This is a genomic window from Escherichia sp. WS1152 (assembly GCF_046487665.1).
GTDB classification, from domain to species: domain Bacteria; phylum Pseudomonadota; class Gammaproteobacteria; order Enterobacterales; family Enterobacteriaceae; genus Escherichia; species Escherichia coli.
Window position 1 is genome coordinate 91,835 of the sequence record NZ_JBJQJA010000013.1, and the last position, 16,807, is coordinate 108,641.

15 protein-coding genes, 2 tRNA genes, 1 rRNA gene and 2 pseudogenes are annotated in these 16,807 nt (G+C 48.0%); 11 read left to right on the forward strand and 9 right to left on the reverse strand.

Going from position 1 to position 16,807, the window contains the following annotated elements:
- The first annotated feature begins 77 nt into the window (after window positions 1–77).
- The 7 genes and pseudogenes from tssM to ACJHW7_RS18680 all read left to right on the forward strand — a co-directional run bounded on the left by tssM (window position 78) and on the right by ACJHW7_RS18680 (window position 7,100).
- Window positions 78–3,512, forward strand: a complete 3,435-nt coding sequence (gene tssM / locus ACJHW7_RS18650) for a type VI secretion system membrane subunit TssM (protein WP_122987911.1) — start codon at window positions 78–80, stop codon at window positions 3,510–3,512.
- Window positions 3,513–3,522: 10 nt separating this feature from the next.
- A pseudogene (locus ACJHW7_RS18655) lies at window positions 3,523–4,933 on the forward strand (VasL domain-containing protein).
- The gene (locus ACJHW7_RS18660; RefSeq protein ID WP_001284959.1) at window positions 4,899–5,378 is read left to right on the forward strand and encodes an Hcp family type VI secretion system effector; all 480 of its coding nucleotides are present in this window, start codon (window positions 4,899–4,901) and stop codon (window positions 5,376–5,378) included. The pseudogene ACJHW7_RS18655 and the gene ACJHW7_RS18660 overlap by 35 nt, the downstream one beginning before the upstream one ends.
- Window positions 5,379–5,398: 20 nt before the next feature.
- Window positions 5,399–5,617 (forward strand): annotated as a pseudogene (locus ACJHW7_RS18665) (hypothetical protein); the annotation flags it as partial.
- A gap of 81 nt (window positions 5,618–5,698) precedes the next feature.
- On the forward strand, window positions 5,699–6,295 hold the full coding sequence (locus tag ACJHW7_RS18670; RefSeq protein ID WP_000964776.1) for a hypothetical protein: 597 nt from the start codon (window positions 5,699–5,701) through the stop codon (window positions 6,293–6,295).
- A gap of 2 nt (window positions 6,296–6,297) precedes the next feature.
- Window positions 6,298–6,747 (forward strand): DUF1311 domain-containing protein, encoded by a 450-nt coding sequence (locus ACJHW7_RS18675; protein WP_021556437.1) that lies wholly within the window; start codon window positions 6,298–6,300, stop codon window positions 6,745–6,747.
- The gene (locus ACJHW7_RS18680; RefSeq protein ID WP_000583961.1) at window positions 6,744–7,100 is read left to right on the forward strand and encodes a hypothetical protein; all 357 of its coding nucleotides are present in this window, start codon (window positions 6,744–6,746) and stop codon (window positions 7,098–7,100) included. The genes ACJHW7_RS18675 and ACJHW7_RS18680 overlap by 4 nt, the downstream gene beginning before the upstream one ends.
- Window positions 7,101–7,225: 125 nt before the next feature.
- Here ACJHW7_RS18680 and ACJHW7_RS18685 read toward each other — a convergent pair whose 3' ends face one another.
- From ACJHW7_RS18685 to dnaQ, 3 genes are all read right to left on the reverse strand, one after another.
- A complete protein-coding gene (locus ACJHW7_RS18685) occupies window positions 7,226–8,026 on the reverse strand; it encodes a hypothetical protein (RefSeq protein WP_001086135.1) in 801 nt (266 codons plus the stop codon).
- 327 nt (window positions 8,027–8,353) lie between these two features.
- Window positions 8,354–8,430 (reverse strand) — tRNA-Asp (locus tag ACJHW7_RS18690).
- Between the two features lie 132 nt (window positions 8,431–8,562).
- Window positions 8,563–9,294: a DNA polymerase III subunit epsilon gene (gene dnaQ, locus ACJHW7_RS18695; protein ID WP_001301976.1), complete on the reverse strand. Its 732-nt coding sequence runs from the start codon at window positions 9,292–9,294 to the stop codon at window positions 8,563–8,565.
- Window positions 9,295–9,358: 64 nt separating this feature from the next.
- Here dnaQ and rnhA point away from each other — a divergent pair, with 64 nt between their 5' ends.
- The gene (rnhA, locus tag ACJHW7_RS18700) at window positions 9,359–9,826 is read left to right on the forward strand and encodes a ribonuclease HI (protein ID WP_021556436.1); all 468 of its coding nucleotides are present in this window, start codon (window positions 9,359–9,361) and stop codon (window positions 9,824–9,826) included.
- Here the strand turns inward: rnhA and ACJHW7_RS18705 are convergent.
- Window positions 9,823–10,545 carry a class I SAM-dependent methyltransferase gene (locus tag ACJHW7_RS18705; RefSeq protein ID WP_021556435.1) on the reverse strand — a complete coding sequence of 241 codons (723 nt, stop codon included), beginning with the start codon at window positions 10,543–10,545 and terminating at the stop codon, window positions 9,823–9,825. The two genes, rnhA and ACJHW7_RS18705, sit on opposite strands and share 4 nt — an antisense overlap.
- A 33-nt stretch (window positions 10,546–10,578) precedes the next feature.
- Between ACJHW7_RS18705 and gloB the strand changes: the two genes are divergently transcribed.
- Both gloB and mltD read left to right on the forward strand, forming a co-directional pair.
- On the forward strand, window positions 10,579–11,334 hold the full coding sequence (gloB, locus tag ACJHW7_RS18710) for a hydroxyacylglutathione hydrolase (protein ID WP_001052715.1): 756 nt from the start codon (window positions 10,579–10,581) through the stop codon (window positions 11,332–11,334).
- Between the two features lie 71 nt (window positions 11,335–11,405).
- A complete protein-coding gene (mltD, locus tag ACJHW7_RS18715; protein ID WP_000644685.1) occupies window positions 11,406–12,764 on the forward strand; it encodes a murein transglycosylase D in 1,359 nt (452 codons plus the stop codon).
- Window positions 12,765–12,811: 47 nt separating this feature from the next.
- On the opposite strand, the gene ACJHW7_RS18720 is transcribed toward mltD, so the two are convergent.
- Together ACJHW7_RS18720 and ACJHW7_RS18725 are read right to left on the reverse strand one after the other, a co-directional pair.
- Window positions 12,812–13,582 (reverse strand): class I SAM-dependent methyltransferase, encoded by a 771-nt coding sequence (locus tag ACJHW7_RS18720; RefSeq protein WP_021556434.1) that lies wholly within the window; start codon window positions 13,580–13,582, stop codon window positions 12,812–12,814.
- 77 nt (window positions 13,583–13,659) lie between these two features.
- On the reverse strand, window positions 13,660–14,460 hold the full coding sequence (locus ACJHW7_RS18725) for an endonuclease/exonuclease/phosphatase family protein (RefSeq protein ID WP_001230983.1): 801 nt from the start codon (window positions 14,458–14,460) through the stop codon (window positions 13,660–13,662).
- 240 nt (window positions 14,461–14,700) lie between these two features.
- Here ACJHW7_RS18725 and yafC point away from each other — a divergent pair, with 240 nt between their 5' ends.
- The gene (gene yafC / locus ACJHW7_RS18730) at window positions 14,701–15,615 is read left to right on the forward strand and encodes a DNA-binding transcriptional regulator YafC (protein WP_000648583.1); all 915 of its coding nucleotides are present in this window, start codon (window positions 14,701–14,703) and stop codon (window positions 15,613–15,615) included.
- Here the strand turns inward: yafC and dkgB are convergent.
- From dkgB to rrf, 3 genes are all read right to left on the reverse strand, one after another.
- A complete protein-coding gene (gene dkgB, locus ACJHW7_RS18735) occupies window positions 15,612–16,415 on the reverse strand; it encodes a 2,5-didehydrogluconate reductase DkgB (protein ID WP_000997036.1) in 804 nt (267 codons plus the stop codon). The genes yafC and dkgB overlap by 4 nt on opposite strands.
- Window positions 16,416–16,577: 162 nt before the next feature.
- A tRNA-Asp gene (locus tag ACJHW7_RS18740) sits at window positions 16,578–16,654 on the reverse strand.
- 54 nt (window positions 16,655–16,708) lie between these two features.
- A 5S ribosomal RNA gene (gene rrf, locus ACJHW7_RS18745) occupies window positions 16,709–16,807 on the reverse strand; the annotation flags it as partial.

Sequence of the window (16,807 nt, forward strand, 5' to 3'; positions counted from 1 at the left end):
CAACACCCCGACTACTCAGCGGACTCAAATCAGCCCTACGCCCGGCGATGCCCCGGTTTAAAGTCTCCGCTTTCTGGCTGCTGATACTGGCGTGGATTTTTCTGCTGGTATGGATCTGGTGGAAAGGCCCGACGTGGACGCTGTATGAAGAACAGTGGCTCAAACCACTGGCGAACCGCTGGCTGGCAACGGCGGCATGGGGGATTATCGCCCTGGTGTGGCTTACCGTCCGGGTGATGAAGCGCCTGCAACAACTTGAAAAAATGCAAAAGCAGCAGCGCGAGGAGGCCATTGATCCGCTCAGTGTGGAGCTGAACGCCCAGCAGCGTTACCTTGACCGCTGGCTGCTGCGCCTGCAACGCCATCTCGACAACCGCCGTTTCCTGTGGCAGTTGCCGTGGTATATGGTCATCGGCCCGGCGGGCAGTGGCAAAACGACACTGCTGCGCGAGGGGTTTCCGTCAGACATTATTTATGCCCCGGAGGGCGCGCGCGGCACAGAACAACGCCTGTACCTTACGCCCCATGTCGGTAAACAGGCGGTTATCTTTGATATCGACGGCACACTCTGCGCTCCCGCTGATGCGGATATCCTGCATCGCCGTCTGTGGGAACATGCCCTCGGCTGGCTGAAAGAAAAGCGCGCGCGCCAGCCGCTGAACGGGATTATTCTGACACTCGATTTACCCGATCTGCTTACCGCAGACAAACGCCGCCGCGAGCATCTGTTACAGACGCTACGCAGCCGCTTGCAGGATATACGCCAGCATCTTCACTGCCAGTTACCGGTTTACGTGGTACTGACCCGGCTTGATTTATTACAGGGTTTTGCCGCCCTGTTTCAGTCACTGAACAGACAGGATCGCGATGCGATTCTGGGCGTCACGTTCACCCGCCGTGCCCATGAAAATGATGACTGGCGAACAGAGTTGAATGCGTTCTGGCAGACATGGGTGGATCGAATGAATCTGGCGTTGCCGGATCTGATGATCACCCAGACTCACACCCGCGCGTCTTTATTCAGTTTTTCCCGCCAGATGCAGGGAAGCCGTGAACCGCTGGTGTCATTGCTTGAGGGTCTGCTTGACGGTGAAAATATGAACGTGATGCTGCGTGGTGTCTATCTCACCTCTTCACTTCAGCGCGGACAGATGGATGATATATTCACCCAGTCTGCCGCCCGCCAGTACCGGCTGGGCAATAACCCACTGGCGTCCTGGCCTCTGGTGGACACCGCGCCTTATTTCACCCGCAGCCTGTTCCCGCAGGCATTACTCGCAGAGCCTAATCTGGCAACGGAGAGCCGCGCCTGGCTGATGCGTTCCCGTCGCCGCCTGACGGTTTTCTCTACCACAGGAGGCGTGGCGGCACTGCTGCTCATCACCGGCTGGCATCACTATTACAACGGTAACTATCAGTCCGGCATCACCGTGCTTAAGCAGGCCAAAGCATTTATGGATGTGCCGCCTCCACAGGGGGAAGATGACTACGGCAACCTGCAACTGCCGCTGCTGAACCCGGTACGCGATGCCACACTGGCCTATGGCGACTGGGGCGACCGCAGCCGTCTGGCCGATATGGGACTGTACCAGGGACGACGTATCGGGCCTTATGTGGAACAGACCTATCTGCAACTGCTGGAGCAACGTTACCTGCCCTCGCTGTTTAACGGGCTGGTTAAAGCGATGAATGCCGCGCCGCCGGAGAGTGAAGAAAAACTCGCGGTGCTGCGCGTGATGCGAATGCTGGAGGACAAAAGCGGACGTAACAATGAGGTGGTGAAGCAGTATATGGCAAAACGCTGGAGCGAAAAGTTCCACGGCCAGCGCGATATCCAGGCGCAACTGATGTCCCATCTTGACTACGCGCTGGCTCATACTGACTGGCACGCAGAGCGTCAGGCGGGCGACGGTGACGCCATCAGCCGCTGGACGCCATATGACAAGCCCGTGGTATCAGCACAGAAAGAACTGAGCAAACTGCCTGTCTACCAGCGGGTTTACCAGAGCCTGAAAACGCGGGCGCTGGGCGTTCTTCCTGCCGACCTCAATCTGCGTGACCAGGTAGGGCCAACCTTTGACCAGGTGTTTACATCTGCCGATGACAACAAACTGGTTGTTCCACAGTTTCTTACCCGTTACGGCCTGCAAAGCTATTTTGTAAAACAGCGCGATGAACTGGTTGAACTGACGGCGATGGATTCCTGGGTACTTAACCTTACCCGCAGCGTGAAATACAGTGACGCCGACCGCGCGGAAATCCAGCGCCAGCTCACCGAGCAGTATATCAGCGACTACACCGCCACCTGGCGGGCCGGGATGGACAATCTGAATATCCGCAATTTTGAGTCCATCGGACAACTGACCGGGGCGCTGGAGCAGGTTATCAGCGGCGACCAGCCTTTGCAGCGGGCGCTGACCGTGCTGCGTGACAACACACAGCCAGGCGTCTTTTCTGAAAAACTCTCTGCCAAAGAACGGGATGAGGCCCTGGCAGAGCCGGACTACCAGTTACTCACCCGTCTCGGGCATGAGTTCGCCCCGGAAAACAGTACCCTGGCAGTACAGAAAGACAAAGAAAGCACGATGCAGGCAGTATATCAGCAACTCACCGAGTTGCACCGCTACCTGCTGGCAATCCAGAACGCGCCTGTACCAGGGAAATCGGCGCTGAAAGCCGTGCAGTTACGGCTTGATCAGAACAGCAGCGATCCGATATTCGCCACCCGCCAGATGGCAAAAACGCTGCCTGCTCCGCTCAACCGCTGGGTTGGCAGGCTGGCTGACCAGGCCTGGCATGTGGTGATGGTGGAGGCCGTTCACTATATGGAAGTGGACTGGCGCGACAGCGTGGTGAAACCGTTTAACGAGCAACTGGCAAATAACTATCCGTTTAATCCGCGTTCTGCACAGGATGCCTCACTGGATGCCTTCGAACGCTTCTTTAAACCGGATGGCATACTGGATACCTTCTACCAGCAGAACCTGAAGCTGTTTATCGACAATGACCTGAGTCTGGAGGATGGCGATAACAGCGTCATTATTCGCGAAGATATTATTGCGCAACTGAAAACCGCGCAGAAAATCCGTGACATCTTCTTCAGCAAACAGAACGGTCTGGGAACATCCTTTGCCGTGGAAACGGTATCGCTCTCCGGCAACAAACGCCGCAGCGTACTGAACCTTGACGGTCAGTTAGTCGATTACAGCCAGGGCCGTAACTATACCGCCCATCTGGTCTGGCCTAACAATATGCGCGAAGGCAACGAAAGCAAACTGACGCTGGTTGGTGCCAGCGGTGGCGCACCGCGCAGTATCAGCTTCAGCGGGCCGTGGGCGCAGTTCCGCCTGTTCGGGGCCGGACAACTGACCGGAGTACAGGATGGCAACTTTACCGTGCGCTTTAGCGTGGACGGTGGCGCGATGACCTACCGTGTGCATACCGACACGGAAGATAACCCGTTCAGCGGTGGGTTGTTCAGCCAGTTTGGTCTGTCAGACACACTGTACTGAGGAAGCAGGGATGAATAGTAACGTACTGACACAAACTATCGTTACCGGCAGTGACCCGCGCGGGCTGCCGGAATTCAGCGCCATCCGCGAGGAAATAAACAAAGCCAGCCACCCGTCACAGCCTGAGCTGAACTGGAAACTGGTGGAGTCGCTGGCGCTGGCGATTTTTAAAGCCAACGGTGTGGATTTACACACCGCCACCTACTATACGCTTGCCCGGACACGGACACAGGGACTGGCGGGATTCTGCGAAGGTGCGGAACTGCTGGCGGCAATGGTAAGCCACGACTGGGATAAGTTCTGGCCGCAGGGCGGCCCGGCGCGTACTGAAATGCTGGACTGGTTTAACTCCCGAACCGGCAATATTCTGCGTCAGCAAATCTCCTTTGCGGAATCCGACCTACCACTGATCTACCGCACAGAGCGGGCATTGCAGCTTATCTGCGATAAGCTCCAGCAGGTGGAACTGAAGCGCGTTCCGCGCGTGGAGAATCTGCTCTATTTTATGCAGAACACGCGTAAACGGCTTGAACCCCAGCTGAAGAGTAACACTGAGAACGCCGCACAGACCACGGTCAGAACGCTGATTTATGCCCCGGAAACACAGGCATCTTCCACACCAGAAGCGGTAGTGCCTCCCCTGCCCGGCCTGCCTGAGATGAAAGTGGAAGTGCGCAGTCTGACAGAGAATCCCCCACAGGCCAGTGTGATAAAGCAAGGCAGTACGGTAAGAGGGTTTATCGCAGGGATCGCCTGTTCAGTGGCTGTCGCCTCAGCATTGTGGTGGTGGCAGGTCTATCCGGTGCAGCAGCAACTGTTACAGGTTAACGACACCGCTCAGGGCGCAGCAACGGTGTGGATGGCCTCACCTGAACTCGAAAACTATGAGCGCAGGCTGCAACAACTTCTTGATACCTCCCCGGTACAGCCGCTGGAAACCGGGATGCAGATGATGCGTGTTGCCGACAGTCGCTGGCCGGAAAGCCTGCAACAGCAACAGGCCTCGACACAATGGAATGAGGCACTCAAAACCCGCGCACAGAATAGCCCGCAGTTGCGTGGCTGGTTGCAGACCCGCCAGGACTTACATGCTTTTGCAGATCTAGTGATGCAGCGCGAGAAAGAGGGACTAACCCTTTCCTATATCAAAAATGTCATCTGGCAGGCGGAGCGGGGACTGGGGCAGGAAACACCCGTTGAGTCTCTGTTGACGCAGTACCAGGATGCCCGTGCGCAGAAGCAGAATACAGATGCGCTGGAAAAACAAATTAATGAGCGACTCGAAGGCGTGTTAAGCCGCTGGCTGCTGCTGAATAATAATACGATACCGACGATAAAAAAAGGCATTGAATTTCAATAACATTCATGAATACAAAGGAGTTTTAAATGGCGAATTTAATTTATTTAACACTAAATGGTGATAATCAAGGGCTCATTTCAAGTGGTTGTTCATCACAACCATCCATTGGAAATAAAGCTCAAACAGCACACATTGATCAAATTATGATTTATGAATTCATGCATGGATTAAATCGAGATCAAAACGTCAACCATCATCATTTGACAATAAAAAAACCTATAGATAAAGCATCACCCTTATTAGGCAAAGCAATTTGCGACAATGAATTATTGACATGTGATTTTTCCTTTTATCGTACAAATAAATTTGGAATTAATGAACTGTACTATAAAATCAAATTAACTGGAGCAAAGATAAGCGACATTCATGTCTCTATATCACATATTGTTGTTGATAACAGCGTTCAACCCGAAGAGTCAGTTTCTTTCAGTTATGAGTCAATTATATGGGAGCATTGTTCCGCTGGCACTAGTGCATACAGTTTATGGGAAGATCGTCTTTTTTAAAAACATATGGGATTATTATAATGGCTAACAATATTTTACACTCTTCAACATCAGACAGTGAAAGCAAAAATACAAGCACTGACAGTACGTTATTTAATGAAAAATTCCCATTTCAACTAAGACAAGATTTCGCATCAAGAATAACAGAAGATGAAAGTGATTTTTTTAAATGGAAAAAAATAAGAGAGTTGGCATTTGTGAGCAATCATAAAGAATGGAATAAATATGACTTATTAATTTTAAAATCTGTTAATGAAATCAACATTCATTTGTCCAGCACTCCATACTTTCAGCCGTTGGATTGGTATATAATAAAAGCCATGCTCTGGACTGAAAACGATGCGGAAAATACTTCTCAGTGGAATGGGTATCCATTACAAATTGGTCGTTTTCGGAAAGATAAAGCGATGCCAGCCTTAATCTCTGGAGAAAAATCTACAGCCCTTGTTACCCCACCACAATGGAGAAACAAAGCATTCAATGGGTTAAAAGATCCAGAAAGAAATTACTGGGCAAAAGAACAAATAACTGGCTCTCCAGAAGAGAATATCAAAGCAGCAATTACTTACTTAATGATGAAACTTTCTAATACAAAGGAAGAATCAACTATCGATCAATATGACTCAACTCTATATAGCGCCATTGTCCAAAAAGGCGATTTGGCTGACAACATCAGAAAAGAGAGAAAAACGACCATACCTAACTTAACGAAAAACAATCCTGGAAAAAATCTCGATAAAATACACCCGGGAGATATTTTATATTATCAAAAAGCATCCATGAAAGTAATAATTACTGGATGGAAACCTATCACAATAAAAAATGTAGCGATGAATTATAATGGTGGTGGCGATCCCAAGTATGCAATAAAACTTCAGTTCGTTTATACATTACTCACAAAAAACAGAGTATTATGAGAATGCGAAAAATAACAATTATTCTACTGCTGACATTCTCATGTACAAAAGGTCTGGCATTTGACATTTCCATGTCTAAAGAATGTAGTGGTGTTGATGAAGTTGAATTTATTGATTGTGTTAAAAACTCATTTATTATGAGCACTATTACACTTAAAAAAGCAGAAGCAAATATAAAAGAGAAAATTCAAAAATGGAATAGTGATGAGGACGAAGCAATAAGAAAAGAAGCAGTTATTTCTTTAAAAAGACTAGAGTCTTCTAATAGGGAATTTATACGTTACAGATTTGCTCAATGCTCTTTTACTCTAACCTGGGGGGCCAGAGTAGGGCGACTGGCATTCTCTCGGCTATATCCATGCTATACTGAGTTAAACAAAATAAGAGCCATGCAACTAAACAATGCTTACATTTCTGACTTTCAAAATCCAGATGAGATATCCAGCAAATGATTATTATAAATTTAAGATTAACATTACTATTTATACTGGCCACATTTACATATTCAGTACAATCAGACGAATTCGATGATCAAACCACTTACACGCAATACCGTTATTTTTCCACTGCTATACCGGAAGATATACGTAGATTTATGTTCTACGTAGATTATTGCTTTGTAGATTTAGCATTCGATATCGAAACTGACTCAATGACAGCTAAGAATGATATTATTAATGAATGTACTCCATTAAAAGAAAGAAACAAGACATTAAAAGAAAAATATAAAAAAAATGAAGAGATAATAGCAATTCTTTCCATTGCAGATGATACTATTTTAATTTATGAAGAATTAAAAAAATAACTCACATGCAATACACTGGTAATATATATTATAACTTTATAAAAACAATCATATTTACATTATAGAAATACTCAACTCCTGTTTGCTGCCACCCTAAACTACAGGCGGCAGCATAACAATAACGATTACTGGAATCGACTCACCAAGTCTTTCACCATCGATACATATGCTTTTTGTTTCAAATTAAACAGTTGCGCTTCCGTAACATGGTCATTTGATAGTTCTTTATTGCTCGTTTTTGTAATTCCAGCCGGCGGAAAAATTACTCTCGATTCATAATTCACCGGCGACCAGGTAGCCCACTCACCTGTTGCCACATCCACCAGCGTGAAACGTACCAGGTAGCGCAGGGAGATAGCGTCAGTGAGTTTTTCATTTTTATAGTCGGACCATACTGTTGATTTCAGCGCAGAGTCATATTTTCCTGTCTGCAACATATCCTGGTAAACAATAATCGCTTTCTGATGTCCTTTTGCAGCCACAAAACGCAGTGCCTGCATCCAGTTCATATTCTCAGCACGGGCAACATCCTCGTTCTCATTTTTATCTTTGTTTTTGTTACAAGTCAGAGGCTTTTGCCTGTCCGGGATACCAGAGAATGTGGAAACAGTATAATATTTTCGCATCTCCTCCTGCATAATGGTTTCCGGTGCGCGGTTGCCGGATTGAACAAGTATTACAGGAGAATTAAGGGGAACGCGGAACTCATCTCCATCAAGCGCTGCTTGAATATCCTCTTCGGATACGGCCAGAGTGGTTTCATTACCGAATAAATCTTTGTCTGTCAGTTGCTGGGGAGTGTTTTTATTAATATTACTTTGTGTGACTTGAGCTTTTTTCTTCTTTTCATCAATAGAAGATTCAGAGGCACATCCTGCAAGCAGCGAGAATAACACACATATGCAACAAAGCTTTTTTGAATTCATAATTGGACACTCCCTCGCCTGTCATAATGATTAGAATATTTAGCATTGATAACGGACTCTAATTATATACCCCACTTAAATAATAACAAACAAAATCAATTTGAAATATACATTCATTTAATCAATATAAATTTATTCTCTGGAAATATATTTAAGCTGAATGGTTCGATATCATTATTGAATTTTAATGAATGAGACAACAAGCGAGAATCACGCACTTACGCCAGAGTAAAATCATTGAACAGAGAAATGGTGGAATTCAAATACAAAAAAACCGCAAAATTAAAAATCTTGCGGTTCTCTGAACTCATTTTCATGAGTGAATAGTGGCGGAACGGACGGGACTCGAACCCGCGACCCCCTGCGTGACAGGCAGGTATTCTAACCGACTGAACTACCGCTCCGCGTTGTGTTCCGTTGGGAACGAGGCGAATATTACGGATTGCCTCACCCTTCGTCAACGGTTTTTCTCATCTTTTGAATCATTTGCTGCAAAAATCGCCCAAGTCGCTATTTTTAGCGCCTTTTACATGTATTTATGCCCGCCAGAGGCAGCTTCCGCCCTTTTTCTGCACCAGATCGAGACGGGCTTCATGTGCTGCAAGCTCTTCATCTGTCGCAAAAACAACGCGTAACTTACTTGCCTGACGTACAAGGCGCTGGATTGTTGCTTCACCTTGTTGCTGTTGTGTCTCTCCTTCCATCGCAAAAGCCATCGACGTTTGACCACCGGTCATCGCCAGATAAACTTCCGCAAGGATCTGGGCATCGAGTAATGCCCCGTGCAGCGTTCGTTTACTGTTATCTATTTCGTAGCGGGCACATAACGCATCGAGGCTGTTGCGCTTACCGGGAAACATTTTCCTCGCCACCGCAAGGCTATCGGTGACCTTACAGAAGGTATTGGTCTTCGGAATATCGCGCTTGAGCAACGAGAACTCGTAGTCCATAAAGCCGATATCGAACGCTGCGTTATGGATCACCAACTCCGCGCCGCGGATATAGTCCATGAACTCATCGGCTACTTCGGCAAACGTGGGCTTATCGAGCAAAAATTCATCGGCAATACCATGTACGCCAAAGGCTTCCGGATCCACCAGCCGATCGGGTTTGAGATAAACATGGAAGTTATTGCCCGTCAGGCGACGGTTCACCACTTCAACGGCACCAATCTCAATGATCTTGTGGCCTTCATAGTGCGCACCAATCTGGTTCATACCGGTGGTTTCGGTATCGAGAACGATCTGGCGTGTAATTGCAGTGCTCATAGCGGTCATTTATGTCAGACTTGTCGTTTTACAGTTCGATTCAATTACAGGAAGTCTACCAGAGATGCTTAAACAGGTAGAAATTTTCACCGATGGTTCGTGTCTGGGTAATCCTGGACCTGGGGGCTACGGCGCTATTTTACGCTATCGCGGACGCGAGAAAACTTTTAGCGCTGGCTACACCCGCACCACCAACAACCGCATGGAGTTGATGGCCGCTATTGTCGCGCTGGAGGCGTTAAAAGAACATTGCGAAGTCATTTTGAGTACCGACAGCCAGTATGTCCGCCAGGGTATCACCCAGTGGATCCATAACTGGAAAAAACGTGGCTGGAAAACCGCAGACAAAAAACCAGTAAAAAATGTCGATCTCTGGCAACGTCTTGATGCTGCATTGGGGCAGCATCAAATCAAATGGGAATGGGTTAAAGGCCATGCAGGACACCCGGAAAACGAACGTTGCGATGAACTGGCTCGTGCCGCAGCGATGAATCCCACACTGGAAGATACGGGCTATCAAGTCGAAGCTTAAGCCTGTGGTTTACGGCATTGCCGGGTGGCACCAACCGCCTGGCGAATTCGTGGCTTGTTTTTACTCTGTTTCATCGGATTTAGCGTTAAAGGAATAGTCCGTTTCCGGGCAACAATAAGTTGTAAGCAACCAAGCGCAGGAATATGCGCATTCAATAGTTTTCCTCCGTGTTTGTTCCACGGGAGAACGTGGAAACGGCTGGCGTGTAGCACTTCAAAATTCAACAAAGAGAGCCAGTCCAGCTGCCGCATCAGAGTAAACATCCGGCTGTTATAGGGCGAGTTTTTTCGCAATACCGGCACAAGTTTGCGTAATCCCATTAAACTGATGGGATTGAAGCCACTAATGACCAGCCAGCCATCATCAATCAATACCCGATCGGCTTCACGCAATAAACGATGCGGATCTGTGCACCACGGCAATGTATGTGCCAGTAGACAAACATCAACGGATTTATCGGCAAAAGGAAGATGAAGTGGGTCCGCCTGCACCTGGACGGGCATTCCTTGCGCAGAAACATTCACTTGATGAGAAACCGCGCACGCTTCGCAATTGATTTCTGCGCTTAAATTGCCAATCTTAAGCAGATGAAAACCATACATTTTAGTGAACCACGGGTTGAGCTGGCGCTCCAGCGCCTTGCGATAAAGCTCTCCCCAGGGCAAATCGCCCCAGCAATCAGGAGCCACGACAGTTTGAGGGACTCTTGCCGGTTTCATCACAACCTTCCGTTTCACACTGAGAGGTAATCTATGAATCTTAACAGTATTCCCGCCTTTGATGACAATTACATCTGGGTTTTGAATGATGAAGCAGGTCGCTGCCTGATTGTCGATCCCGGAGACGCAGAGCCAGTATTAAACGCCATTGCCGCCAATAACTGGCAACCGGAGGCCATATTTCTCACCCACCATCACCACGATCACGTTGGCGGCGTAAAAGAACTGGTGGAAAAGTTTCCGCAAATTGTGGTGTATGGCCCACAAGAGACACAAGATAAGGGAACAACACAGGTAGTCAAAGATGGCGAAACTGCCTTCGTTTTGGGGCATGAATTTAGTGTAATTGCCACACCGGGTCACACTTTAGGACATATCTGTTACTTCAGTAAACCTTATCTATTTTGCGGCGACACGCTGTTTTCTGGTGGGTGTGGTCGGTTGTTTGAAGGGACAGCATCACAAATGTATCAATCACTTAAAAAGTTAAGTGCGTTACCTGACGATACACTGGTATGTTGTGCTCATGAATATACGTTATCAAATATGAAGTTTGCTTTGAGTATTCTTCCGCACGATTTGTCCATAAATGATTATTATCGTAAAGTTAAGGAGTTACGGGCAAAAAATCAAATAACACTACCCGTAATTCTGAAAAATGAGCGGCAAATTAATGTTTTTTTAAGAACAGAAGATATTGATTTAATTAATGTAATTAATGAAGAAACATTATTGCAACAACCTGAAGAACGTTTTGCATGGTTAAGGTCAAAGAAAGATAGGTTCTGATAAAACTTTCTTGTCATCGGCTCCGTTCGCCGTTATGATCGGTCGTCTTTTAAGCAACTATTGACACACACATGAAGGCAAAAGCGATATTACTCGCCTCTGTCCTGCTCGTGGGTTGCCAGAGTACCGGCAACGTACAACAGCACGCACAGAGCCTTTCTGCAGCTGGTCAAGGGGAAGCAGCAAAGTTTACAAGTCAGGCACGATGGATGGACGATGGGACGTCTATCGCGCCAGATGGTGACTTGTGGGCTTTCATTGGCGACGAGCTAAAGATGGGAATTCCGGAAAATGACCGGATTCGCGAACAGAAACAGAAATATTTACGCAATAAGAGCTATCTCCACGATGTAACTTTACGGGCAGAGCCGTATATGTACTGGATAGCCGGGCAAGTTAAAAAACGTAACATGCCTATGGAACTGGTACTACTACCCATAGTGGAGAGCGCTTTTGATCCTCACGCAACGTCTGGCGCCAATGCCGCAGGCATCTGGCAGATCATTCCGAGCACGGGGCGCAATTATGGTTTGAAACAGACCCGCAATTATGACGCGCGTCGCGATGTTGTTGCTTCAACAACTGCCGCGCTGAACATGATGCAGCGTCTGAACAAAATGTTTGACGGCGACTGGCTTCTGACCGTAGCGGCTTATAACAGCGGCGAAGGTCGGGTCATGAAGGCAATTAAAACGAACAAAGCGCGTGGGAAATCCACGGACTTCTGGTCGTTACCGTTGCCGCAGGAAACGAAGCAGTACGTGCCTAAAATGCTGGCATTGAGTGATATTCTCAAAAACAGCAAGCGTTATGGCGTACGTCTGCCAACGACCGATGAAAGCCGTGCTCTGGCGCGTGTGCACCTGAGCAGCCCGGTTGAAATGGCGAAGGTTGCAGATATGGCGGGGATTTCCGTCAGCAAGCTGAAGACATTCAACGCTGGCGTGAAAGGCTCCACGCTGGGCGCAAGTGGTCCGCAGTACGTGATGGTGCCAAAGAAGCATGCAGATCAACTGCGTGAATCTCTCGCTTCAGGCGAGATTGCTGCTGTACAGTCGACGCTGGTTGCCGACAATACGCCGCTTAACAGCCGTGTTTACACCGTACGCTCTGGCGACACGCTTTCAAGCATCGCTTCACGTCTCGGCGTAAGCACCAAAGATTTGCAGCAGTGGAACAAACTGCGCGGATCTAAGCTGAAGCCAGGCCAAAGTTTGACGATTGGTGCAGGCAGTAGCGCACAGCGACTGGCAAACAACAGCGATAGCATTACGTATCGTGTGCGCAAAGGCGATTCGCTTTCAAGCATTGCTAAACGCCACGGCGTGAACATCAAAGATGTGATGCGCTGGAACAGCGACACTGCGAATCTGCAACCAGGCGATAAGCTGACGTTGTTTGTGAAAAACAACAACATGCCAGATTCCTGACAAACCAGATAATAAAAAGGCACCGATTCCCCCGGTGCCTTTTTTATTTATGCCGCTTTATGTGCATCTACCATGATGATATCACTGGTGAAAGAGCCATCATTCTGCAAGGCAAAATACGTTCTCACCTCTGTCGATGCGCTCTGTTGGTAAATGCGAATAGCGTCTACTAACGCTTCTGGCGTACGCATTCTCGCGACCCATGAAGAAAATTCCAGCGGTAACTTATCTGTAATTAAATTATCAACTATCAGATTGGCTTCATTGATTAACCTCAACCACTCACCGCTGGCGTAGTTTCGTACGTGAGAGGTATCGCGTAATGCTTCTACCGTCTGTAACCAGATGTCGCGCACTGGGTGGCCCGGAGACATTACGTCCATCACAATCAGCCTACCGCCAGGTTTCAATATCCGGTTCACTTCACGCAGTGCTGCACCAACATCATGCCAGTGATGGGCAGAATAACGGCTGATAACAATATCAAATGCGTTATCGGCAAATGGCTGACTTTCGGCATAACCCTGGCGGGTGGTGATATTTTTCAGTTGCCGGACTTCGGCAGCTTGTGCCACGACATCCAGCATTTGGGCAGATAAGTCATACGCCACCACCGTGCTCACGTTTTGCGCAGCGACAAAGCTGGCATGCCCTGCTCCGCAGCCCATATCAAGTACACTTGCATCAGGATAATCAGCCAGACACACCGCCAGGCGCTGTAAATCTCGTCCGGATGCATGTACGGTACTGGTCAGATATTCGCTGGCTTGAGAGCTAAACTGCTTTTCTACATGGTCATGGTGGGATTGTATTGTCATTGCGCTGTCCTTTTGTTATTTGAGTATAAAAGGGCAGCGCCAAACGTTGGTCTGCCCTGTGGCAGACCTGACATACCTTATTTATCAGGCTTGCCGGGACTGAATTCAACGAGTAGCGGATTGTGATCGGAAGCGCGCGTAACCAGTACAGAAGCTTCACTGACGTTCAGACCACGGTAGAAAACAAAATCGAGCGGGCGACCAAACGCCCGACGGCGCTGATCATCGGTAAAACGCACCTGACGCAGCGACATTTCCCGCGCAAAACGATATAACGCGTTCATCCTTCTACGGCTCCAGGCATTGAAATCTCCCGCCATAATGACCGGGCCGCTGTGGTGAGCTATCTGATCACCAATAGGAAGTAACTGCTTACTATAGACATCCACGCCCAGACTGAAGTTGACGGCGTGTATATTAACCACCATCAACAGGCGGGTGTCAGGTAATGGATAGACCGTCACCAGTGCCGACTTCGCCAGACGCAAAATGGGCTCTCGTTCACGTAACGGGCAGCAATACACTGGATGCGCCGCCGAAAGGGTCATTACGCCAGAAGGATGTTGTGGCAGCACGAAAGCGGGTACCTGATCGGCGGCAAGATAGTTAGCGGTCGCAAACTGTACTAACTCTGGCGTTGTCTGCGCTTCCTGCAATAACACCAGATGTGCATCTTTGCCGTAGTTCTTTAATACCGACAACCATTCAGCGCGTTGCTGTTTGTATATGTTCCACACCAGGATCCGAATACGCTCTTCGGTACTTAACGGTTCTCCAGGTGGTAATGCCTGGCCGATGCTCGCAAAAGACCCCGGCGGTAAGATCCTTTCCGCAGGTTGTCCGGCAACATAGCGCATGGCATAGGTGTTTTTTCGCACTTTTGACTTTGAAACCTCTATTACGTCAACCCTTCCGCACTCGGGAGGGTTCTACTGTTATAGGGATTTTAGCTCACTCTTTCAACGAGCAATTGTATATTGTTATGTAAGCAAGTGCTTACACCGGTCAGAATTTTGCTCATTATTGAGAACATTAAATCGGATGACATATCACGCATCCTGATGGTTTAATGACAAATAAATTCAAAATATCTCTTCTATTTTGCAACAGGAGCAAAAATGAAAGCCACTTCGGAAGAACTCGCCATTTTTGTTTCGGTCGTAGAAAGCGGCAGCTTTAGCCGGGCAGCGGAACAATTAGGGCAAGCAAACTCAGCGGTAAGCCGGGCGGTGAAAAAGCTGGAGATGAAACTTGGCGTTAGCCTGCTTAATCGGACCACGCGACAACTTAGCCTGACGGAAGAAGGCGAGCGTTATTTCCGTCGCGTACAGTCAATTTTGCAGGAGATGGCAGCGGCAGAATCAGAAATTATGGAGACGCGTAATACACCGCGTGGACTGTTACGGATCGATGCCGCAACTCCAGTGGTGCTGCACTTTCTGATGCCGTTAATTAAGCCTTTCCGTGAACGCTATCCGGAAGTCACTTTGTCGCTAGTCTCGTCCGAAACGATTATTAATTTGATCGAAAGAAAAGTGGATGTCGCGATACGCGCTGGTACGTTAACGGATTCCAGCTTACGTGCCAGGCCGTTATTTAACAGTTATCGAAAAATTATCGCCTCCCCCGATTATATTTCCCGCTACGGGAAGCCAGAAACGATCGACGATTTAAAGCAACATGTTTGCCTGGGATTCACTGAACCCGCTTCCCTCAATACCTGGCCGATAGCCTGTAGCGATGGACAATTACATGAGGTGAAGTACGGTTTGTCATCCAATAGTGGGGAAACACTGAAACAGCTTTGCCTGAGTGGCAACGGGATTGCGTGTTTGTCCGACTATATGATCGACAGAGAAATCGCTCGCGGAGAATTGGTGGAGTTAATGGCAGATAAAGTGTTGCCAGTGGAAATGCCATTCAGTGCAGTCTATTACAGCGACCGTGCGGTAAGTACGCGCATCCGGGCTTTTATCGATTTCCTTAGCGAGCATGTAAAAACAGCTCCCGGAGGAGCTGTCAGAGAGGCTTAATCCCATTCAGGAGCCAGACCTTCCGGGCTAACCAGGCGGTCGTTGCAATCCAGTGCGGCGATCGCTTTTTTATCTTCGGCATCAAGCTGTAAATTTTGTGCCTTAAGATTACTTTCCAGGTTTTTACGTTTAGTAGAAGAAGGAATTACTGAGTAACCTTCCCCCATAGCCCACGCCAGAATCACTTGTGCCGGAGTCGCATTGTGTTTAGCTGCGATACGAGCAATAACCTCATCTTTCAGGGCCTTACCATACGCCAGCGTCATATAGGAAGTAATATGGATGCCGTGCTGTTTAGCCCAGGCAACCACTTTACGGTTTTGCAGATAAGGAGAGAGTTCAATCTGGTTAGTAGCGATGTTTTCAGCGCCAACAGCAGCAATCGCCTTTTCCATCAATGGGATCGTGAAGTTGGAAATACCGATCTCACGCGTCAGCCCTTGTTTTTTGGCTTCCAGCAGCGCCTGCATAAACTCTTCAACAGAGACTTCATCGTTTGGTGACGGCCAGTGGATTAGCGTCAGATCAACATAATCGGTACGCAATTTTTGCAGGCTCTCTTTCAGACTTGGGATCAATTTGTCTTTGCTGAGATTTTCAATCCAGATTTTAGTGGTGATGTAGAGTTCATGACGTGGCACGCCACTTTCTGCAATCGCCTGACCTACTGCGGCTTCGTTATCATAGATTTGTGCGGTATCAATTGCGCGATAACCAAGTTCAAGCGCCGTTTTCACAGATGAAATAACAACGTCGTCTTTCAGACGGAAAGTACCTAAACCAAATGCAGGGATAGCCATAATATGCCTCTTTTAATGCTATTTTCGTTAACTGAGGTGATTATGGGCTTCAGACTGTTGAGGAAAAAGAGCGTAAAATGCAGAGGATTTTTGCGATTCTGGCAATAATAGATATACAGACGAAAAAAAACCTCAAGCGTTAACTCGAGGCTTCTTAATAAGTGGCGGAACGGACGGGACTCGAACCCGCGACCCCCTGCGTGACAGGCAGGTATTCTAACCGACTGAACTACCGCTCCACCGAATTCTTTTACAACCACCGGTTTTATGACCGGCTTACTGCTAAATTTGATGCCTGGCAGTTCCCTACTCTCGCATGGGGAGACCCCACACTACCATCGGCGCTACGGCGTTTCACTTCTGAGTTCGGCATGGGGTCAGGTGGGACCACC

Excerpts from the sequence above, each read along its gene's own strand:
- ACJHW7_RS18660 (WP_001284959.1), top strand. The coding sequence starts at position 4,899 with ATGGCGAATTTAATTTATTTAACACTAAATGGTGATAATCAAGGGCTC.
- ACJHW7_RS18670 (WP_000964776.1), top strand. The coding sequence starts at position 5,699 with ATGCTCTGGACTGAAAACGATGCGGAAAATACTTCTCAGTGGAATGGG.
- ACJHW7_RS18675 (WP_021556437.1), top strand. The coding sequence starts at position 6,298 with ATGCGAAAAATAACAATTATTCTACTGCTGACATTCTCATGTACAAAA.
- ACJHW7_RS18680 (WP_000583961.1), top strand. The coding sequence starts at position 6,744 with ATGATTATTATAAATTTAAGATTAACATTACTATTTATACTGGCCACA.
- ACJHW7_RS18685 (WP_001086135.1), bottom strand. The coding sequence starts at position 8,026 with ATGAATTCAAAAAAGCTTTGTTGCATATGTGTGTTATTCTCGCTGCTT.
- dnaQ (WP_001301976.1), bottom strand. The coding sequence starts at position 9,294 with ATGAGCACTGCAATTACACGCCAGATCGTTCTCGATACCGAAACCACC.
- rnhA (WP_021556436.1), top strand. The coding sequence starts at position 9,359 with ATGCTTAAACAGGTAGAAATTTTCACCGATGGTTCGTGTCTGGGTAAT.
- ACJHW7_RS18705 (WP_021556435.1), bottom strand. The coding sequence starts at position 10,545 with ATGAAACCGGCAAGAGTCCCTCAAACTGTCGTGGCTCCTGATTGCTGG.
- gloB (WP_001052715.1), top strand. The coding sequence starts at position 10,579 with ATGAATCTTAACAGTATTCCCGCCTTTGATGACAATTACATCTGGGTT.
- mltD (WP_000644685.1), top strand. The coding sequence starts at position 11,406 with ATGAAGGCAAAAGCGATATTACTCGCCTCTGTCCTGCTCGTGGGTTGC.
- ACJHW7_RS18720 (WP_021556434.1), bottom strand. The coding sequence starts at position 13,582 with ATGACAATACAATCCCACCATGACCATGTAGAAAAGCAGTTTAGCTCT.
- yafC (WP_000648583.1), top strand. The coding sequence starts at position 14,701 with ATGAAAGCCACTTCGGAAGAACTCGCCATTTTTGTTTCGGTCGTAGAA.
- dkgB (WP_000997036.1), bottom strand. The coding sequence starts at position 16,415 with ATGGCTATCCCTGCATTTGGTTTAGGTACTTTCCGTCTGAAAGACGAC.